11 protein-coding genes are annotated in these 21,075 nt (G+C 69.9%); 10 read left to right on the top strand and 1 reads right to left on the bottom strand.

Annotation, left to right across the window (positions count from 1 at the left end; all coding sequences use genetic code 11):
• Positions 1-60 precede the first annotated feature (60 nt).
• The 3 genes from ACFOD9_RS09940 to ACFOD9_RS09930 are packed head-to-tail and all read left to right on the top strand — an operon-like array spanning position 61 to position 12,028.
• On the top strand, positions 61-1,827 hold the full coding sequence (locus tag ACFOD9_RS09940) for a ShlB/FhaC/HecB family hemolysin secretion/activation protein (protein WP_379509924.1): 1,767 nt from the start codon (positions 61-63) through the stop codon (positions 1,825-1,827).
• A complete protein-coding gene (locus tag ACFOD9_RS09935; protein WP_379509923.1) occupies positions 1,827-8,855 on the top strand; it encodes a two-partner secretion domain-containing protein in 7,029 nt (2,342 codons plus the stop codon). The genes ACFOD9_RS09940 and ACFOD9_RS09935 overlap by 1 nt, the downstream gene beginning before the upstream one ends.
• Before the next feature lie 26 nt (positions 8,856-8,881).
• Positions 8,882-12,028 carry a CHAT domain-containing protein gene (locus ACFOD9_RS09930; RefSeq protein WP_379509922.1) on the top strand — a complete coding sequence of 1,049 codons (3,147 nt, stop codon included), beginning with the start codon at positions 8,882-8,884 and terminating at the stop codon, positions 12,026-12,028.
• 114 nt (positions 12,029-12,142) lie between these two features.
• Here the strand turns inward: ACFOD9_RS09930 and ACFOD9_RS09925 are convergent, their stop codons facing one another.
• Positions 12,143-12,406, bottom strand: a complete 264-nt coding sequence (locus ACFOD9_RS09925) for a PAAR domain-containing protein (protein WP_379509981.1) — start codon at positions 12,404-12,406, stop codon at positions 12,143-12,145.
• A gap of 145 nt (positions 12,407-12,551) precedes the next feature.
• Here ACFOD9_RS09925 and ACFOD9_RS09920 point away from each other — a divergent pair, with 145 nt between their 5' ends.
• From ACFOD9_RS09920 to tssG, 7 genes are all read left to right on the top strand, one after another.
• Entirely contained in the window at positions 12,552-13,721 is a 1,170-nt protein-coding gene (locus ACFOD9_RS09920; protein ID WP_379509921.1) for a type VI secretion system protein TssA, read from the top strand.
• A 72-nt stretch (positions 13,722-13,793) separates the two neighbouring features.
• Positions 13,794-14,309, top strand: a complete 516-nt coding sequence (gene tssB, locus ACFOD9_RS09915; protein ID WP_379509920.1) for a type VI secretion system contractile sheath small subunit — start codon at positions 13,794-13,796, stop codon at positions 14,307-14,309.
• A gap of 4 nt (positions 14,310-14,313) precedes the next feature.
• On the top strand, positions 14,314-15,807 hold the full coding sequence (gene tssC, locus ACFOD9_RS09910; RefSeq protein ID WP_379509919.1) for a type VI secretion system contractile sheath large subunit: 1,494 nt from the start codon (positions 14,314-14,316) through the stop codon (positions 15,805-15,807).
• 32 nt (positions 15,808-15,839) lie between these two features.
• Positions 15,840-17,672, top strand: coding sequence for a type VI secretion system contractile sheath large subunit (gene tssC, locus ACFOD9_RS09905; protein WP_379509918.1), 1,833 nt, complete (start codon positions 15,840-15,842; stop codon positions 17,670-17,672).
• Positions 17,673-17,678: 6 nt separating this feature from the next.
• Entirely contained in the window at positions 17,679-18,149 is a 471-nt protein-coding gene (gene tssE, locus ACFOD9_RS09900) for a type VI secretion system baseplate subunit TssE (protein WP_379509917.1), read from the top strand.
• 7 nt (positions 18,150-18,156) lie between these two features.
• Positions 18,157-19,971, top strand: coding sequence for a type VI secretion system baseplate subunit TssF (gene tssF, locus ACFOD9_RS09895; protein ID WP_379509916.1), 1,815 nt, complete (start codon positions 18,157-18,159; stop codon positions 19,969-19,971).
• Positions 19,971-21,074: a type VI secretion system baseplate subunit TssG gene (tssG, locus tag ACFOD9_RS09890; RefSeq protein WP_379509915.1), complete on the top strand. Its 1,104-nt coding sequence runs from the start codon at positions 19,971-19,973 to the stop codon at positions 21,072-21,074. Before tssF ends, tssG begins: the two co-directional genes overlap by 1 nt.
• Position 21,075: the final 1 nt, after the last annotated feature.

Below are 21,075 nucleotides of genomic sequence, written 5' to 3'. Positions count from 1 at the left end.
CGCTCAAAAACAGACTTTCGCTTGCATGGCTTGGCATTGCCGGGCCGGATCGGAGATCTCATGCGCGGTCGGCTTGCACAAGCGCTGGTTCTGGTGCCCGGCATCCTGCTGGGCGGGCCGGCGCTGGCTCAGCCGGTTCCGCCGGCGGCAGCGGGCGTGGCCTTGCCGAACCGTGAGCAGGTACAGCCACAGGTTCCCCAAGCCGCGCCGGCCCCGTCCACCGCACGGGTGGAGAGTGCGGGCAGCATGGTCGCGTCGCCCTGCGCGCTCGAAGGCTCGCCGATCCGGCTGACCTTGACCAGCCTGGCCTTCGAGCGGCCTGATGGCGCGCCGGTAGCGCCCGAATTGCAGCAATTGCTCCAGCCGCTGGCGGCGGACCTGCCGCAGGGCGCGCAGCCGGTTTCCGTGGTCTGCCGCATCCGCGACCGGATCAACGAACGGCTCAACCAGGCCGGCTATGTCGCCCTGGCGCAGATCCCGCCGCAGGACATCGCCGGCGGAGCGTTCCGCCTCCAGATCGTCACCGCCCGGATCGGGCAGGTGCGGGTGGTGGGCGATGCCGGGCCGTTTCGCCGCGAGATCGAGCGGCGGATCGAGAGCCTGCGCCGGCTCGATCCGTTCAACCGCCACGATGCAGAGCGCATCCTGCTGATGGCCAACGACATTCCCGGAGTGGACGTGACCCTGGGGTTGAGCTCGGCCAATGGCGCGCCGGGCGAGGTGATCGGCACTCTGGCGGTCAGCGTGCAGCGCTGGAAGGTGCTGGCCAACGTCCAGAACTATGGCTCGTCGCAACTGGGGCCGACCATCGCTTCGGTCCGCGCCGAGGCCAACGGGCTGACCGGCCTTGCCGACCGCACCTTCATCGCCTGGTCCAATTCCACCCAGTGGCGGGAAGTGCGCGTGGTCCAGGCCGGCCACGATACGGCGCTGGGCGATAGCGGCTTTCGGCTGGGGCTGCGCGGCAGCCTGGCCTGGTCGCGGCCGAGCGTGCCCAACCTCGACCTGCGCTCACGCTCGCTGATCGCCGGGCTGGAGGTGAGCCGCACCCTGCGCCGGTCCCTGGCGACGGAACTCGTGGCAACCGGCGGGCTGGAACTGCTCAACCAGCGCTCGCGCATCTACCAGGGCAGCGCGGCGATCCCCTTCACCCTCGATCACCTGCGGGTGGCCTTCGTTCGGCTGGACGGCAAGACCGCGCTGGAAGGCGGCGGGCGCCAGTGGGGGCGGATCACCGCCCAGTTGGAAGCGCGCAAGGGGCTGGCCGTGCTGGGCGCGTCGCACCGGGGGCGGGGCATTGCATCCTATTCGCCCAGCCGGTTCGAGGGCGATCCTCAGGCCACGGTGCTGCGCGCCGAGCTGGGGGCAGACCTGCGCCCGGGGGCCGGGCTATCGCTGGGGCTTTCGGCCTTCGGGCAATGGGCCAACCATCCCCTGCTCAACCTCGAGGAATTCTCGCTCGGCAACTTCTCCTACGGCAAGGGCTATGATCCGGGTGCCAACGGCGGGGACCGGGCGCTGGCCCTCCATGCCGAGCCGCGCATCCGCCTTCCGCTGCCGGGCAGCCCGGAAATCTACGGGTTCTATGACTGGGTGCGGATCGCCAACCTCGATACCGGCAGCACCGAGCGCAAGCGCACGCTGCGTTCGGTGGGCGGGGGCGCGCGGCTGGTCCTGCCGGGGCGCCTGGTGCTGGACCTTGCCTATGCCCATCCGCTCGACAAGGCGCTGAGCAGCGACACGGCAAGGCCGCGCAACCGCTTCCTTGCTTCGCTGACCTTCCAGCTCTTTCCGTGGGGCCAGCTCTTTCCGTGGGGGAGGCGCTGATGGCCCGCCTTGCTGCCAGCGTGAGCCGCAATGCCCATCGCCCGGCGCGCGCCGCGCTGCTGCTGGGCTCCGCGCTGGCTGGCGCGGCGCTGGCCATGGGCGCGGGACCGGCCAGGGCGCAGACCCTGCCCAACGTGCCCAACCTGGCCGACAGCGGGGGCGCGGACGTTTCGATCACCGGCAACCGCATGGATGTGGACCTCAAGGCCGATAACCGGATCATCGACTTTACCCGATACGACATCGGCGCGGGCGACACGGTCAACTACCTCTCCAGCGTGAACGCGGGCGGGGCGGCGCTTTCGGTAATCAACCGGGTGACCACCAACAATGCCTCGGACATCGCCGGCCACATCACCACCGACCTGTCCAACAATGTCGGCGCGATCAACGTCTGGCTGGTCAACCCGGCGGGGATCACCTTCGGCGCCGGGGCGAGCTACAGCGGCGGCAGCCTGGTGCTGAGCACGGTTGACCTCAACGATACCTCGGCCAACCTCAGGGCCGGCTTCGCGCTCGCCGGGGCGACCCCCGGCATGGCCATGCCGCTGACCTTCCAGGCCAGCGGCCCGGTGCGCGACCTCGTCCTCGATTCCGGGCTTGGCGCCTTCACCATCAGCGGCTCGCTGGTGCTGGTGAGCGAGACGATCACCGTGAACAGCCCGCTTTCGGCAAGCGGGCAGGTGGTGCTGGTGGCCGGGAGCAAGGTCACCTTCGGTTCGGGGCTGGGCAGCCCTTTGAGCTTTTCCATCGCCCAGGGCACCTCGGCCGGCGGCGTGGCGATCAACCGCAGCCTCACCGGCAAGAACGTGATCGTCGCCGGATCGCTCCAGAACGCGCTGACCGGCGCGCTGCTCAACGTCGACCAGGCCGCCACGCTGACCGCGACCGAGGCTGGCGGCGTGGTTTCGCTGGGCGTGAGCGGGCCGCACAATCCCACGATCGTCTCCTCGGGCACGCTGGTGGCGAGCGGCGCTGGCGGCAGCGTCGCCATCGTGGGCAACGATGCCGTGACCGTGGAAGGCGCGGTCAATGCCGCGGGCAACTATACGGTTTCCGGCAAGACCGTGACCCTGGGCAAGGCGGCAACCACCGTGACCCAGCAGGCCGGCGGCCAGATCGCCGTGACCGCGACGGGCGGCGACATCACCGGCCTCGGCACGCTGACGGCCTTGTCGGATTCGGGCGGTCTGGGCGGCGGGAGCCTGACCCTCGATGCATCGACCGGAACCCTCGATCTTGCCGCGACGACGACCCTGCGCGCAGGGCCGGTCGGGCAATCCGACCTGCGCCTGCTGTTCGATACGACGCCCGACCTGACCCTGGGCGGCATTGCCGCGAACACCATTTATGCCAACGGCACCGCGGGCACGATCGCCAATGGCGGGAGCATCGTTGCCGGGGGCGCGATCAGTTCCGTCGCCTCGCTGGATATCCGTTCGACAACGGGCAATGTGACCCTCGCCAGCGTTGGCGTGGTCGGGGCCGGCAACAGCCTTGCGATCACCACCACCGATCCGGCCGGCGATATCTCGGCAAGCGAGCAACTGGGAAACACGGGGGCGCTGACCGTGAGTGCCGGGCATGACGCCGGCCTCGCCAGCCTGGTTGCCGGCAGCGTGAGCGTGACGGCGGGCAATGCGGCAACCGTGGCGGGGGCGGTCACTTCCGGTGCGGACTATGCGGTAACCGCCAGGCGCGTGATCCTTGGCGCCAATGCCACGGCAATGACCCAGCAGGCCCAAGGCCAGGTCTGGATCAAGGCGACCGGCGGCGACATTGCCGGGCGCGGATCGCTGGTCCTGCGCGCGAACAGCGATGGGCTTGGGGCTGAACTGCTCAAGCTTGAGGCCAGCAACGCCCTGGCCCTTGCCGGCACCACCACGCTGGAAGGCGGGCCGGCGCGGCAATCGGCGGTGAGCCTGCTGTTTGATACGAGCAAGGCCCAGGCCTTGGGCGCGATTTCGGCGCTGGAGATCAACAGCAACGCCAACGTCGGCGGGCTGGTTTCGAGCGCGGCCGCCCTGACCTTTGGCGGCAAGCTGACCAGCACCAACGCGCTGGCGATCACCACCAGCCTGGGCACCCTGGACCTGGCCGGCGCCGAGGTGACCGGCAGCGGCAATGCGCTGCAACTGACCACCACGGCGCCGGGCGGGCTGGACGTGACCAGCAGCGCCGCGCTGGTGGCCGATGGCAACGTGGCGATCTCGGCGCAGCGCTCGGTCGCCGTGGGCGATGTCACTTCGGTCCATGGTTTGATCGACCTTGCGGCCGTGACCGGATCTCTGGCCGCCGGGGCGCTGGATGCCGGACTCCATGCCAAGGGCACGGCGGCGGCGGCGGCGACGACCGGGAGCCTGACCACCGGCACCTATGCGGATATCGCGGGTGCCTCGGTCAGCGTCGGGGCGGCGAATGTCGGCACCACGCTCACCCTTGCGGCCAGCAATGGCGCGGTGGCTTCGGCTGGGGGCACGGTCGGCAACGACGTGAGCATCACCGCCGTGGCCGCCCTGCCGGCGGACGGGACATTCACGCTGTCCGCGCCATTGGCGCTGGGCACGGCGGCCGTGGGCACCGGCAATCTCGCGGTCACCACCAGCGGCACGATGACCCTGGCCTCGCTGACGACCAGCCGGGGGCAGATCGCGCTGACCTCCACCGGCGGCGACATCCTGGGCGGCGCGGCGACCTTGACCGCCTCGGCACAAATCACGCTTGATGCCGCGCGCGACGCGGTGATCGGCACGGGCAACGCGCAAGGCGGTGCCTTCACCCTGGGCGCGGGCCGCGATGCCCAGGCCAGCGGCCTTTCGGCCAGCACCGACGTTCTGGTAACCGCCGGGCGCAATGCCGGGCTTGGCACGCTCACCGCCACGGGCGGCAAGGTTGACGTCAAGGCCACGGGAACCGCGCTGGTCGCGGGGGCTGTCACGGCGGCGACCGACTATGCGGTGAAGGGCAGCGCGGTGACCCTGGGCACGGCGGCGACGACCGTTCTGCAACAGGCCGGGGGGGCGGTGACCGTCACCGCCACGGCCACCGACGCGGCCGGCCTCGGCGCGCTGACCGTGCAGGCGAACAGCGATGCGATCGGGGCCGAGCTGCTGACCGTGGCGGCGCTGCGTTCGGCCCAGTTCGGCAGCGGCACCCTGCTCCAGGGCGGGCCGGGGCGGCAATCGGCGATCCAGCTGAACTTCGATACCGGCGCGGCGCAGGCGCTGGGCGCCCTTTCGGCGCTGGAGATCAACAGCAATGGCAACCTCGGCGGCTTGGTTTCCAGCGCTGCGGGGCTGACATTCGGCGGCAAGGTGACCAGCACCAATGCCCTGGCCATCACCACCAGCGGCGGCTCGCTGGCGCTGGCCGGCGCGCAGACGACCGGGGCCGGCGCGGCGCTGCAACTCACCACCACCGGGGCGGGCGGGGCCGATGTGACGAGCAGCGGTGCGCTGCTGGCCAGCGGCGACCTGACGATTTCGGCGCGCGGCAAGATCGGCATCGGCAATGCGACATCGACCGGCGGGCATATCGACCTGACGGCAATGTCCGGCCTGCTGTCGGCCGCCGCGCTCGATGCCGCTACCTCCGTCTATGCCCATGCCGCCACGTCGGGGCAGATCGGCGCGATCACGGCCGGCACCTTTGCGGACCTGCGCGCCAATTCGCTGATCTTCGGCGCGCTGGACCTGGGCACCAGCCTCTCGGCGGTGGCGGCGAACGGCAGCCTGGCCTCGGCGGGCGGGACGGTGGGCGGCGGAGCGACGATTTCGGCCACGCACACGATCCCCTCTGCCGGCACGGTGACCATCAACGCCCCGCTGACCGTGGGCACCACCGCGCCCGGAACGCTGCTGGTGAGCGCATCGGGCGATATCGCCGCGGCCAGCCTGCACAACCTTGCCGGCAGCGTCAGCCTCGTTTCCACCGGCGGGAGTGTGGGCGGACTGGCCCCGGCCAGCGCGCTTGACCTGGACGGCACCGGCGATGTCGCGGTGAGCGCGCTGCTCGATGCGCGCGTGGGCGCCGGCACGGCGACGGCCGGCACTTTCTCGCTGGTCGCCGGGCGCGACGCGGCCGGGGCAAGCCTGGTTGCAGGGGCCGACGTGGTGGTCGATGCCGGGCGTGATGCCAGCCTGGGCGCGCTTTCGGCCGGCGATGACGTGGACATCAAGGTGACCGGAACGGCCACCCTCGCCAGCGCGGTGACCACTGGCGCCGGGGCTGACGGCCCGGGCGAACCGGCGGCGCTGATCGGCCGGACCATCCGCCTGCGGATCGGCACGCTGGGCGGCGCGCTTGCCGGCGGCGGGCTGGTGGTGGGCGGGCTGACGGCAGCGGCGATCACCCTTGCCGCCGACCAGGGCGACATCCGCCTCGGCAGCCTCACCGCCCAGGCCGGCGACATCACCGCGACCGCAACCCTTGGTTCGGTGACGGGCCTGGCCAGCGGCTATGCGGCGCCCTCGGGCGGCCCCAGCCTGACCACCGCCGGCACCGTCATCATCGCCGATAGCGGCTCGATCGTGCTGGGCACGGTTTCGGCGCCGACCATCACCAGCAGCAACGTGGGTGCGCTCCAGATCGGCAATGCCCTGGTGGGCACGGCCACCCTGACCGCCTGGACCGACCTGGTGCTGGCCGCCGGCACGGCGAGCGGGGCGGTGTCCTTGCGGACCACCACGGGCACGGCGGGCGGCTTTGCCACGAGCGGAATGCTGGCACCCGGCTTCGGCGCGGCCAGTCTGGCCGCTTCGGCGGCGAACCGGCGGATCCAGGTCGATGCCCTGAACGGGGTCGCCCAACTGGGCGTGCTGGCGGCGGGCACGGGCGCGGGCGCACTGGCGGGCGACCAGCTGGCGGTGAACGCGAGGGCCATGACCCTTGCCAGCGGCTCGGCGGCGAACGGGGGCATGGCCTTGCGCGCCAGTACCGGCGGCATCGTGCTGGGCGCGGGCACGGCGCGCGGCAATCTTGTCGTCAATGCCCGGACCGATGCGGGCGTGACCAACGGCGCGGCGGCAACCGGCTCGCTGGTGATCCTGGCCGGCGGCAACGTGACCGCAGGGTCACTTGGCGCAGGGCGCGACGTTGCGGTGCGGGCCGGCGGCGATGCCGCGCTGGCCAGTGTCACGGCCGGCGACGACATCGATCTCCAGGCCGCCGGCACGCTGACCCTGGGCAGCGCCACGACCACTGCGGCGCCGGGCAGCGACGACAGCTTCGCCGCGCTTGATCCGGCCCAGGCCGGGACGGCCGGCGGCGTGGTGCCGGGCGCCGAGGACGCGGCTCTGGCGGGAAGCAATGTTCGCCTGCGCGCCGCAACGCTCGATCCGGCGCTGAGCGGGGGCGGGGGCACGGGGCTGATCGTCGGCACCGGCTCGGCCGGTTCGTGGAGCGCCAGCGCAGCGGTCGGCGACCTGCGGCTGGGCAGCCTGACCGCGACCACGGGCGACATCGCCTTGACGGCCACGCTGGGTTCGGTGACGGGCCTCGCCAGCGCCTATGCCGCGCCCACCGGCGGGGCCGCGGTAACCACGCCGGGCAAGTTCCTGCTGGGCATTTCCGGCAGCGGCGCGCTGGGCACGGTCAGCGCCGGATCGGTGACCATGCTGGGCGCGGCCAACAGCCTGCGGATCGGCTCGGTCACGGCCGGATCGCTTACCCTTTCCGCCACCAACACGATTGAGCTTGGCCGCGCCGCGATCACTGGCAGCGCGAATCTGGCTACCACAGGCGGGCCGGCGGCGGCCGATGGCCCGGGCGGGTTCGGTGGCGCAGGCCTTATGGCAACGGCGGGGAACGTGGCGGTGAGCGCGGCGAAAACCATCGCGCTAGCCGCGGCCACCGCCAGTTCGCCGACGGGCATGATCACCGTTGCTTCGGCCGGGATCGATCTGCAGGCGCAGGTTCGGGCCGGGCGCGTGGTGACCCTCGTCAACAGCGGCAGCGGGGGCACATTCGTCGGAGCGATCCCCGGTTCGCCCACGCCGCCGGGAGAACAGGCCGGCTATGTCCTGACCCAGGCCGAGATGGACCGGATCGAGGCGCCCACGGTGGAAGTCAATTCGCGCGGACAGGCGCTGCAACTGGGCGCCTATGCGATCGGGGCCAGTACCGGGCCGACCGCGCTGCGGTTCCTGGGGACCGGCGCCGTGGCGATCCTGGGCCTGGTTTCGGGAAGCGGGACCGGCGCGCTCCAGATCGGCGGGGCCAGCGGCTCGGCGCCCGATCCGCTCAACCCGGTGGACCCCGCCAGCCTGGCCGCCAGCATCGCGGGCCATGCCGCGGCCGGCAAGCTGATCGCCTTCGACCAGGGCACGGTCGATCTGCGGGCGCGGCGGATCACCTTCGCCTCGAACACGCTGATTGGCGACTATGCCGCGGCCAGCGATGCCCAGGCGGCGCTGGACGTGGCGAACCCCGGCTCGCTGCTCTATCTCGGGGCGGGGCTCGAACCGGGGCTGACCTATCTGAGCGCGCGGACCCTGCAGGTCAGCTATGCCGATTTCGCCCTGTTCCAGAACACCCAGGCCACGACAGGCGGCGGCGTGGCGCTCAACCAGCTGGCCACGCCCCAGCCAGGTGCGCGGGCGCTGGCCCTGTTCAGCACGGGCAACACCGGCACCAACAGCTTCGCCCTGTTCGGATCGATCAATGGCTTCGTCGGCCGCCCGGCGGGGCTGCTCCCCAATGGCGCGCTGGAGATCTACACCGTGACCGGGGCGAACCGGTTCATCCGGGTGCGCCAGGCCAATTCGCGGGTAAACGGCTGCGTGATCGGTTCGCCCGACAAGGGCTGCCTGATCATCGATGCCCCTCGGCCCGATCTCAACCTGCAGGACGAGCGCAAGATGCAACTGTTCGCCCAGGACGATGGCGACGGCGCGCTGATCAATCCCTTGGTCGGGCGCGGCAACGAAGGGCTGATCGTCGGCGTGGCCGATGCGCCCCTGGCCGTGCCTGCCGCTCCCGAGTGCAATCCGGCCGAGGCCGATTGCCCGGCGCCGCAAGGAGCACGGTAATGGGCGCGGCAGGCCAGGGATCGGGCATGAGCCTTCGCGCCGGGATCGCCCTGGCGGCCTCGGTTGCGCTGGGCGCGCTGGCTGCCGGCCCGGCCCGGGCGCGGAGCCTGGCCGACCATCAGGCGCCCGAACGCTTCGTTCTGGGAACCAACGGCACCTCCGACGTCTGCGTGGCGACCCGCCAGTGGACCCAGGGCAGCGGACCGATCCTGCGGGCCGAGGCCCAGCCCTTCGCGATCACCTGCAATGGCCTGGCCGCGGCCGAGGCCCAGGCCTATGTCAGCCCGGCGGGCGCGCCAAGTCCCGGCACCGACCTGTGCGGGGGCATGGTGACCGTAACCCTGGCCGGGATCGGCCCGGCCGAGGCGCGGCGCTGCTTCGACCAGCGGCTGGGCAAGCTGGCGATCGACCTGCGCTTCACCGTGAAGGGCCACACGTTTCATGGCGCGGCGGTGGAGCCGAGCCTGGGCGTTCTGGCTGCCGCACTGCGGGTGATCGTCAGGGGTGATCGGCCGCCGGCGCCCGGCGTTGCTCCGGCCAGCGGGATCGACCTTGCGGCCATTCCCGCCGCGCCCCAGGGGCTGGTCGTCACCCAGGGCGGAAACGTCACCCCCGAGGCGGCGTTGAGCGAGGGGCTGGCGGCGATGCAATCGGGCCGGATGCTCGATGCCTCGCGCATCCTGAACGACGCCCTCCGCGCCTTCGCCGGATCGGAGGCCGGCACCCGGATCGACCTGCGGCTGGCGGCGGGCCTCGCCGATTCCAACCTCAGCCAGTTCGAGCTGGCCGACCAGCACTTTGCCGTGGCCGGCGATCTCCTGCGCGCCAATCCGGGGATCGCGAGCGGTGCCCAGCGCGAGAAGCAGTTGCTGACCTATCGCGGGCTGCACCTGATCAACCAGCGCCAGTGGACCGAGGCGATCGCCGTCCTGACCAGCGGAGCGGCGAGCGACGAGACCGGGACCACGCTTGGCCCCGAAATGGTCAATCGCCTGAACGAGGAAGCCGCGGTCGGGCAGGACGCGCTGCAAAGCTCGCTCAGCGATGCCACGCTGCTGTCGCGCAACCTGGTCGAAGCGCAGCGCGACTGGGCGCTGAGCGTAGCCTATCTCGGGCTCGGCCGGGTGGCCGAGGCGGACCGGGCGCTGGATGCCGCCGCCGGCGCGGCGCGGGTTTCGATCCAGCGGATCGCGCCGGAGCGGATCGTGTGGATGCGCGCCGCGATCGAGCGGCAGAAGGGCCGGGTGCTCTCGCGCCAGGGGCGGATCGACCCGGCGCTGGTCCATCTCGACTGCGCGATCGCGGCCCTGCGGGGGCGCGTGCCCGCGGCGGGGGCGTGTGTGTTCGGCTCGGGCCGGCCGGTGCCCGATACCTACCAGAACGCGGCCCTGCTGGTCGAAACCCAGTTGGAGCGCGCCAGCATTGCCGCGCGCAGCGCTGGGCATTCGCCGGCCTCGGTGCTGCGCGACTATGACGCGGCCCTGGCCTCGCTCGCCAATCTCACCGGGGCGGGCTATGTCTCGCTCGCCTCGCTGGAACGCTATTTCGCGCTGCTGACCCGGGCGCCGGCCAGTGCCGAGCGTGACGAGGATTTCTTCCGCGCCATGCAGATGACCGGCGAGCCGGCCATCGCCCGCGAATACGCGCAGTTGCAGAAGGTGGTCTCGGCCAGCCCCGAAGTGGGCGACCTGCTGCGCCAGCGCAGCCTGCTGGAGCGCCAGCTGATCCGCCTGCGGACCGCGATCACCGATGCCGAGGGCGGCGATGCGGCCATGCGCGATCGTCTCGCCCAGGATCGCCAGGCGGCCGATGGCGCCCTGGCCGAGGTCAACGCGAAACTGCTCGCCACCAACGGCATCGGCGCCCTGCAGGATACCCCGGCCACCGTGGCCAGCATCCGCGCCGCGCTGGGGCCGGGCGAGGCCTATCTCAAGCTCGTCGCGCTGGACCAGGCGATGTTCGGCATCGTGATCGGCAAGGAGCAAACCGCGATCTATCAGGTCGGCCGGAGCCTGGCCGAGGTGGAACGCCTGGCCGAGCGGGTGCTGGCCAGCGCGCGGGCCGGCGAAGGGGTGATCCGGCCATTCGATGTCCAGGGCGCCGCCGATCTCTATGCGATGATCGCCGGGCCGGCCGCGGGCAACCTCGTCGCGGCGAGCCGGGTGATCTACAACCCGGCCGGAGCCTTGCGCCGCCTGCCGCTGGCGATCCTGGTCGATGATCGCGCCTCGGCCGCGGCCTACGGGCGGCAGCGGCTGAAGGGGGATTACAGCCAGGTGGCCTTCGTCGCCCGGCGCGCGGAGACCGCCGTGGCGCTTTCGCCCCGCGCCTTCCTGCGAAGCCGCCTCGACCTTGGTCCGTCGAATGCGCCCTTGCCCTTCCTCGGGCTGGGCGAGAACGCGGAAGCCGAGCCGGCGCCCTCGGCTGCGCTGGCCGCGCGGCGGATGCCGTTCGATTGTTCGGTCACCTATGGCGAATGGGCGCAGCGGATCGCCGGGGCGCGGCCGGTCAGTGCCCACGAGATCGGCGTGGCCGCCCGGGCGCTGGGCCTGGCCGACGCGCCCGAGATCGTGCGGGCCGATTTCACCGACGTGAACCTGGTGTCCGGCCCGGCCAGCACCCGGCTCGACCAGTACCAGATCCTCCATTTCGCCACCCACGGCCTGCCCGAGACCGAGGTGCCGATGGACCAGTGCGTGATGCGCCTGCCGCCGGCCCTGGTCACCACCCTGGCCGCGCCCGAGGCCGACGGCACGGTGGCCTCCGACGGGTTCCTATCCTTCGACGAGGTCGCGCGGCTGCGGCTCAACGCCAACCTGGTGGTGCTTTCGGCCTGCGATACCGCCGCCAGCGCCAGTGCGCGAACCGCGCTCAGGGCCGGGGTGGAAGGGTCCTCCCAGGCGCTCGACGGGCTGGTGCGCTCATTCATCGCCGCCCGGGCCCGTGCGGTCATGGCCACCTTCTGGGCCGTGCCGGCGATCCCGCAGAGCGATGACCTGATGGCCGCCTTCTACAGCGCGGGGCGCACCGGCTCGATCGCCTATGCGCTCAAGACCGCTCAGGGCGTGCTCGAAGCCCAGCCGCGCTTCTCCCACCCCTATTTCTGGGGCGCCTACTTCGTGGTGGGCGACGGGGCCAAGTCGATGCTTTCGCCGCGGGTCGCGGCACGATGAGGGAAAGGGGGACGGCTGCCGATGACCATGATCGCAGGGCCAGCCACAAGTCGCGCAATCCGGCGCGAAGATCGATGGGCGGCGATCGGCCGAGGGCCAGGCGCCCTGGCCGCGCTATCCGCCCACCATCACCGTGGGGCAGCCCAGCACCAGCACGCCGCCATGCGCGGTCAGGTCGCCAATGCGGGCCTGGGGCATATTCATGGTGATCACCGTGCCGCTGCCCTTGGCGATGGTATCGGGCGGACCGGCGCAGACGCACATATCCGAGACGCGCGCGGCGGGCAGGCCGCCGATCATGACCGTGGGCGCGCCGGGACCGGTGACCGGCCCGCCGACATGGGGCACCGTTCCGGTGACCATCGGGCAAGTGTGCATATCGGTCAATCGCGAGGCCGGGGGCATGATATCAGTCTCCGTGACAGCCTATTAGCATGGTTTCCAGTACGATACAAAAACAAGTGGAGTGTTTCTGCAAACCGGCTAGGTTCACGGCCAAGTAACGCGCGGATGGGGTGGTATCGTGCTGGTCGATGAAGAAAGGCGTGAGGCGCTGCTGGCGCCGATCTTCGAGAGCGTCGGGATCGACGGTCGTGAGGATGAGGGCGCGGCGGGCGATCTGCTGCGCGAGATCCGTTCGCAGCGCAAGGCGCTGGTCCGGCTCGAACAGGCCGCGGCCATGGTCGACGAGGATGTCGACATTCCCGAAGGCGCCTGGGACTGGGAAACCATCGGCGAGAACGCGCTCGACTATCTGGCGACCCACGGCAAGGACCTGGAAGCCGGGGCCGTGCTGATCGAGGCAGCCGCGCGCGGCGAAGGGCTGGGTGATCTGGCCGCCGCGCTGGAGGCCGTGGCCGACATGGTCGAGGCCTGGTGGGACCAGGGTCTGTTCCCGGTCGAGGATGATGACGGCGTGGAAACCCGCTTCCAGCCGCTCTCGGGGCTGAGCGGCGGGAGCCAGGACAAGGACGGCGCGCTGATCCTGCCCTTGCGGCGGCTGACGATCGCGCCGTCGGGGCTGCGACTGCTCGACAAGGTGCGCGGCGATGGCCTGATGGAGAGTTCGCAGTCGCTGTCCGGCGATGCCAAGGCCGCCAGGATGGAAGAGGCCCAGCAGGCCTATCATCGCATCACCGAGGCCGTGCGCCGCACCCCGGCCTCGCAGCTTGCCACCGTCGCGGCGACCGCGCAGCGCTGTGAGCAGGCCTGGCAGCGGATGATCGGCTTCATCGCCGAGCGAACCTCGCCGCGCCTGCCGGCCGCTTCGCGGCTGACCGACGAATTGCGCGGGCTTTCAGCCTGGCTTGCCTCGCTGGCGCCGGAACAGGCCGGCGCGGACGGCGTGGCCGCGGCCCCGACAGGCGATGCGGACGAAGGGGCGGCGCCAGCCGGCGGTCCAGCCGGAGGTAATGCCGGCGCTGCCGCGGGCGGGGGCTTCGTGGCCGGGCGGATCACCCGGCGCGAGGATGCCCTTGCCGCCGTGTCTGCCGCGGCGGATTACTTTCAATTGCACGAACCGTTGTCGCCGCTCGGCTCGACCCTGCGCGAGGTTGACCGACGCGCGCGATTGAGTCTTCATGACTTGTTAGCCGAATTAATTCCCGACGATTCGGCCAGGAACGACTTTTACTGGCGATCGGGTATTCGACCGCCAGCCCAGCCCAGTAATGATATCTGGGGTGATCAGTAATTTACGGGTCGGCGCCCGGCGCCAGCCCACCACGCGAGAACAGGCCAGCCTCTAACAGATCAGGAGACGAATATGTCGGACTCTGTGCATGACAAACTGAAGCGGGTCCGCAAGCCGCGGGTCCATATCACCTACGACGTGGAGACCGAGGGTGCTCAGGTGGTGAAGGAACTGCCTTTCGTCGTCGGCGTGATGGGGGATTTCTCGGGCGACAGCGCGGTCGCCAAGAAGTCGCTCAAGGAGCGCAAGTTCATCGATCTCAAGAAGGACAAGTTCGACCAGGTCATGGCGCGGATCGAACCGGGCGTGAAAATGAAGGTCGAAAACACGATCGAGAAGAACGGCAAGGAATTCGAGGTCAACCTCAAGTTCAAGTCGATGGACGATTTCGAGCCGGAAAAGATCGTCGAGCAGGTCGAGCCGCTTCGCAAGCTGATGGAAACGCGCAACCGCCTGCGTGACCTGATGGCCAAGGCCGACGGCTCGGAGCAGCTCGAAAGCCTGCTCGAACAGATTCTCGCCGACCAGGACAAGCTGGGCGAGCTGCAGAAGCAGCTTGGCATCGGCGGCAGCGATTCAGCGGAGTAAGATGATGGCCGACGGTGAAACCCAGGGCGCTGCCAGCGCCCAGACGACCACGCTCGACGCGACCACCAGCCTGCTTGACGAAGCGATCAGCGTCACCAAGCAGACCGAGCCGGGCCGCGTCGAGGAATTGATGCGGACGCTCGCCGAAGAAGCGATGAGCGGCACGGTCCAGTTCAACAAGAACATGACCGTGACCCTGCGCGAGGCGATCGCCAAGATCGACGAGCAGATTTCCGCGCAGCTCGCCGCGATCATGCACCAGGACAAGTTCAAGACCCTAGAAGGCTCGTGGCGCGGGCTCAACTATCTCGTCAAGAACAGCGAGATCGGCGAGAGCCTGAAGGTCCAGGTGCTCAACGTCACCAAGAAGGAGATCGCCAACGATCTCGCCAAGGCGACCGACTTCGACCAGAGCACCCTGTTCAAGAAGGTTTATGAAGAGCAGTTCGGCATGGCCGGTGGCCAGCCGTTCGGCGCGCTGGTCGGCGACTTCTACTTCTCCAAGAGCGCCGACGATGTCGAACTGTTGCAGAACATCGCCAGCGTGGCCGCCTCGGGCTTCACGCCGTTCATCTCGGCGGCGGACTCCAAGCTGTTCGGCATGGACAGCTACACCGAGCTGTCGAACCCGATGGACCTCAAGCAGCAGTTCGAGACCGCCGACTATATCAAGTGGAACTCGTTCCGCGCCTCGGAAGATTCCCGCTTTGTCACCCTGACCATGCCCAAGGTGCTGGCGCGCCTGCCCTATGGCGCGGATACCAAGCCGGTCGAGGCTTTCGCCTATGAGGAAGCCCCGCGCGAGCATGGCGCACCCAAGCCCATGGCGCATGACGACTATTGCTGGATGAACGCAAGCTATGCGCTTGCCGCGCGCATGACCGATGCCTTCGCCCAGTATGGCTGGTGCACCGCGATCCGCGGGGCCGAGGGCGGCGGCAAGGTTTCCAACCTGCCGACCCACGTGTTCCATTCCGACGACGGCGATCTCGATTCCAAGTGCCCGACCGAGATCGGCATTACCGACCGCCGCGAAAAGGAACTGTCGGACCTCGGCTTCCTGCCGCTGTGCCACTACAAGAATACCGACTATTCGGTGTTCTTCGGGGCGCAGACCACGCAGAAGCCCAAGAAGTACGACCGCCCCGAGGCCACCGCGAATGCCGCGATCTCGGCCCGCCTGCCCTATATCATGGCGACCAGCCGGTTTGCCCATTACCTGAAGGTGATGGCGCGCGACAAGATCGGCTCGTTCATGGAGGCGAGCGATTGCGAGGTCTGGCTCAACCGCTGGATCGCCAACTATGTCGACGCCACCGAGGGCGCCGGCCAGGAAGCGCGGGCCAAGTATCCGCTGCGCGAGGCGCGCGTGGAGGTGCGCGAGGTGGAAGGTTCGCCGGGGTCCTACTCGGCCATCGCCCACCTGCGCCCGTGGCTGCAGTTCGAGGAACTGACCACCTCGATGCGCCTGGTGGCGAGCATCCCCAAGGCCTCGTGAACGCCTGATCGCCGGAGCGGGCCAGACCTATGGTGGCCGACTGCGCCAAAAGTGCCGGTCCTTCCGGCGATGATGCCGGAAGGACCGGCCCGGCGCAGGACGGTCTGGCGCCGGGGCCGGGCGACTGGTCGATCGAGGGCGGCCCGCGCAAAGCTGCGCCAGGGGATTCCGGTGCGGTTTCCGGCGGCCTTGCCGAAGCGGATGGCCTTGTCGGTTCGCACGCCGAGCCCGGAACCGATGCCGGCCTTGCGGGCGACGCGGTATCGGCGGGAGGGCCGTCAGCAAGCGGCTCGGCGGCTGGCGACAGCGTGACCGGCGGGGACATGGCCGATGCGGGCTTGCCGGATCAGGACCTGGCCGAAGGCCCGTCGGATCCCGATGATCCGCTTGCCCTTGCGCTGGCCGCGACTGGGGATGCGGAAATAGCGGTCCTTTCCGGGGCCGCCGGCCTGGCCGCTGGCGAGGAACCGCCTCGCGCTGACGTTTTGCAGAATAGCTTCGGGAGGGCTGGTCCCGATCCGGCGGAGGCGGCGCGCCGCGCCGCGGTTCGCGCTTCGGCCGAGCGGCTGATTGCCGCGCTTGACCGGGCCTTGGGCGCGACGCTCGACGCCATCCTCCATCACCCCGAGTTCCAGCGCCTGGAGGCCTTGTGGCGCGGGGTCCACTGGCTGGTTTCCGGGCTTGAAGACCCGATGGTCAAGGTCCGCATCCTCGACGTGCGCTGGACCGAGATCGCCCGCGACCTCGAACGCGCGCTCGATTTCGACCAGTCGCGCCTGTTCGACCTGGTCTACAACCAGGAATTCGGGATGCCGGGGGGCGAGCCCTATGGCGTGATGCTGGTTGATCATGCGGTGTCGCACCGGCTTGGCCGGGAAACCCGGGTGGATGATATCGCCGTGCTGGAAAGCCTGGCCGACGTGGCGGCGGCGGCGTTCTGCCCGTTCATCTTCGGCGCCGATCCCACCGTGCTGGGGCTGGAGGACTTCGCCGAACTGGACCTGCGCCAGGATCTTTCCCCGACCTTGCAGGACCCGGCCTTCGCCCGCTGGAACCGGATGCGCGCGCGGCCCGACAGCCGCTTCCTCGGCGTGGTCATGCCGCGGTTGCTGGCCCGGCCGCTTCACCGCGGGCGTGACCATCCCCGGCTCGGCTTCGTCTATGACGAGGGCGCCGAGGGGGCAAACGATCTCCTGTGGCTCAACGGGGGCTTCGCGCTTGCCCATGTCGCCACCCGGGCGATGAGCCGCTACCGCTGGCCCGCCGCCATCCGTGGCACTGTCCCGCGCGGGGAAGGGGGGCTGATCGACGGCCCGGCCCGCCAGTTCCTGCCGAGCGACCGGGAAGGCCTGGTGGCCCGCTTCGCGGTGGAGAACGCCGTTTCGGAAGACCAGGAAGTGGCGCTCAACGAGGCCGGGATCATTGCCATCCGTGGGCTCCACCTCACCGGCATGGCCGCGTTCCTCAACCTGCCCAGCCTGCACAAGCCCCCGCGCTACGACAACGAGGCCGGCACCATGAACGCCAAGATGGGGGCCATGCTCAACTACATCTTCTGCGTGGCCCGCTTTGCCCACTACATCAAGGTCATGGCGCGCGACTGGGTGGGCAAGTACCAGGGCCGCGACGAGTGCGAGCAACTGCTCCAGACCTGGCTGAGCAGTTATGTCACCGGCAGCGACGATGCGACCCCGGAAACCCGGGTGCGCTATCCGCTGCGCGAGGGCCGGGTCAGCGTGGTCGAGATTCCCGGCAAGCCCGGCAGCTTCGGCTGCGAGGTGGCGATCCGCCCGCATTACCAGCTGGACCAGATCGCCTCGGAATTCCGCCTGACCACGGTGATCGCTTCAGGGCAGGGAGGCTGACGCGACATGGCCAGAGGCATCACCCACAGCCTGCTCGATCGCCTGGTCGACGATGAACCCGAACGCGCGATCGAGCCGGCCGAGAGCGACGCCCGGGCGCTCGAACGCTACAAGGTGGGCCTGCGCCGCGACCTGGAGGCCTTGCTCAATTCCAAGCGGCCCGACCTTGCCGCCTTCGAGCGCTATCCCGAGATCGAGCAGACCGTGACCGGCTTCGGCATCGCCGACATCAGCACCGAGGACTTGGCCACCCAGGGCGCGCGCGACCGGGTTCGGCGCATGGTCGCCCAGGCGATCCGCATCCACGAGAGCCGGCTGACCGATGTCGATGTCGAGATCGACGACGGGCCGACCTCCACCGGCATCCGCCTGCGGATCAGCGCCCAGCTGAGCCTCACCCGCGGCAAGGATACCGTGGTATACGAAGCCAATGTCCGGCCGGGCGACCGCGCCATTGCCGTTAGCCTGACAGGTTGAAACCGACGTGATCGACGAACTGATCGAATACTACCAGCGCGAACTGGCCTTCCTGCGGAACAACGCCGGGGCTTTCGCCGACGCGCATCCCAAGATCGCCTCGCGCCTGCGGATGACCCGCGAATCCCTGGAGGATCCGCACGTGGGCCGGCTGATCGAATCGGTCGCCTTCCTCAACGCGCGGCTGCGCCACAAGCTCGACGAGGACTATGCCGAGCTGTCCGATGCCCTGCTGCTGACGCTCTATCCCCACCTGCTCCAGCCGCTGCCGTCGCTGATGATCACCCGGCTCGAACCCGGCCCCGATCTCGACAAGCCCGCGCTGGTGCCCGCCGGCACCCAGCTGCTGACCGAGGATGTGGACGGCGAGCCATGCCGCTATCGGCTGTGCAGCGATGTCACCCTGCTGCCGCTGAAGCTGACCGGCGCCTCGATGATCGGCCCGCCGTTCGAAGGCCCGGCGGTGGGCATGGGCGCGGCGCGCGGATTGCTGCGCCTGACCCTGGAGACCACCCGGCCGGAAATCGCCATCTCCGCGCTGGAACTGGACTCGCTCAGGTTCTTCATCAAGAGCGATGCCCGCCGCGCCCAGATCCTGCTGGAGCAACTGGGCGCCAACCTGCTCGGCGTGGCCGTGGCGCAGAACCCGGCCGATCCGCGCGCGGTCCTGCTCGAACCGGGGGCGGTGCGCCTGCTGGGCCTTGACGAGGACGAGCTGCTGCTCCCCCAGCGCGAGACCGACCGCAAGACCTATGCCCTGTTGCAGGAGCATTTCGCCTATCCCCACAAGCACCTGTTCTTCGAGATTGCGGGCCTTTCGCGCCGCACTCTCGACCTTTCCGGCAACCAGCTGGAACTGTTCCTCTATTTCGACCGCCTGTCGCCCGAGCTTGAGCGGGTGGTCCGGCCCGACGATTTCGAGTTGTTCGCCGCGCCCGCGGTCAACCTGTTCGAGATGGATGCCGAGCCGATCCATCTCGATCATTCGGCGCTGGAATACCGGATCATTCCCAGCGCCCAGCGCGAGGACGCGATCGAGGTTCAGGCCGTGGGCGAGGTGATCCTCCAGACCGCCGGGGGCGAACGAATCCCGGTGCCCTCGCTCTATTCGCTCGAACCCGGCTCGCCCCAGCGCGGCTCGCAATACCATGCGGTCACTCGGCGCAGCAGCTTCAGTCCGGGCGGCGGCGATGACGTGTTTCTCTCCATCGCCGATCTCGGCGGCGAGCTTCTGGCCGACGAGACCGTGGTGATCCACACCGCGATCCTGGCCACCAACCGCGACCTGCCGGCGCGCCTGCCGTTTGGCGGCGGGCGACCCTACCTGTCGGTCGCCGGCACGATCAACGGGTTGGCCGGCGCCCATGCCCTGATGAAGCCCACCGCCACCCGCCGCCCGGCGCGGCGCAAGGCGGCGAACTGGAAGCTGATCGGCCAGCTCTCGCTCAATTACCTCAGCTTCGTGGGCGGTCCGGCGGGGGCCAAGGCCTTGCGCGAAGTCCTGGCGCTCTACGATGTCGTCGAAACCACCGAGAGCGCGCACCTGCGCGAGCGGCTGGTTGGCATCGCCGCGGCGCCGGGGGTGGCGCGGCTGCGGCTGCGCGGCCATGCGGCGCTGTCCTCGGGCATCGACGTGACCCTGGAGATCGACGACGACCGGCTTTCTGGCTCGGGTTCGTTCCTGCTATGCGCGGTGATCGAGCGGTTCCTCGCGGGGATCTGCGCGATGAACAGCTTCGTGCGGGTGTCGGCCCGCCTCCAGGGCGAGGCCGAGCCGTGGAAGACCTGGCGGCCGCGCATCGGCGACCGGCAACTGGTCTGATGGCGATGGGGCAGAAGGTCGCCGTCCTGTCGGACCGCCTGCGCCAACGGCTGCGCCGTGCCACCCTGCCCCAGGCCGCGCGGGTGGTGGAGGAACTGGCCGCACGTGCGGGCCGGCCGGCGGAAGTGGGCCACGATGCGGTTCCGTCAGAGGAACCGCTGCGCTTTGCCGCCTCGGAACGGATGCACCTGGTGGCCGGCGACCTGGCGCGGGTCGAACCGGCCGGCGAGGATGGCCGGGGCGCGCCGGTGCGCCTGGTGGCCAACGTGCTGGGCCTGGCCGGGGCCAGCCCGGCCCTGCCGGCGCCCTACAGCGAGATGCAACTGGCGCGGCGCCGGGCCAGGGACTGGTCGTTCGCCGATTTCCTCAACATCTTCGATCACCGCGCCCTGTCATTCTTCTACCGGATCGTTCGCAAGTACAGCTGGACCTTGCTGGCCGAGCGCGGGCGGCGCGGGGCGGGCGATCCCGTCCAGCAGTTGCTGGTGGCCTTGGGCGGCCTTTCGGTCGAAGGGCTGCGCGAGCGGCTCGACCTGCCGGATGCGGCCCTGGTCACGCTCACCGCCCATCTCGCCGACAGCCGGCGCAGCGCGCGCAGCGTGGAGACCATCCTGCGAACGGCCACCGGCCTGCCGCTGCGGGTGATCGAGGCCTGCCCGGTGTGGATGAGCGTGCCCCGGGCCGAGCAGACCCGGATCGGGCTGTGCGGCCAATTCGCCCAGCTTGGCGACGATCCGGCCGGGGATGGCGAGGGCGGCACGGGCGGACTCGGCGGGGCGGCGATGATCGGCGCCTCGGTGCTCGACGTGCAGCACCACTACACGGTGGAGATCGGTCCGCTGGGCTATGGCGAGCTCCATGATTTCTGTGCCCGGCCCGACAAGCGCCGGGTGCTCAGCCAATTGTGCATCCTGGCGGCCGGGCTGGAACAACGTCCCTCGCTCAGGCTGTTGATTCCGGTCGATGAAATTCCCGAGTTGCAACTGGGGCGGGAAGGTTCGGAGGCGTTGCTCGGTTGGACCACCTGGCTCGGCCGGCCGGAGGGGCGCGGGGGAATTGCGGCGGACTGTGCCATTCCGATCTCCGAGGCGGCAATCTGCTGAA

The sequence above is a fragment of the Novosphingobium bradum genome (assembly GCF_042646485.1).
GTDB classification, from domain to species: Bacteria; Pseudomonadota; Alphaproteobacteria; order Sphingomonadales; family Sphingomonadaceae; genus Novosphingobium; species Novosphingobium bradum.
This window is presented reverse-complemented; position numbering and strand designations above follow the sequence as displayed.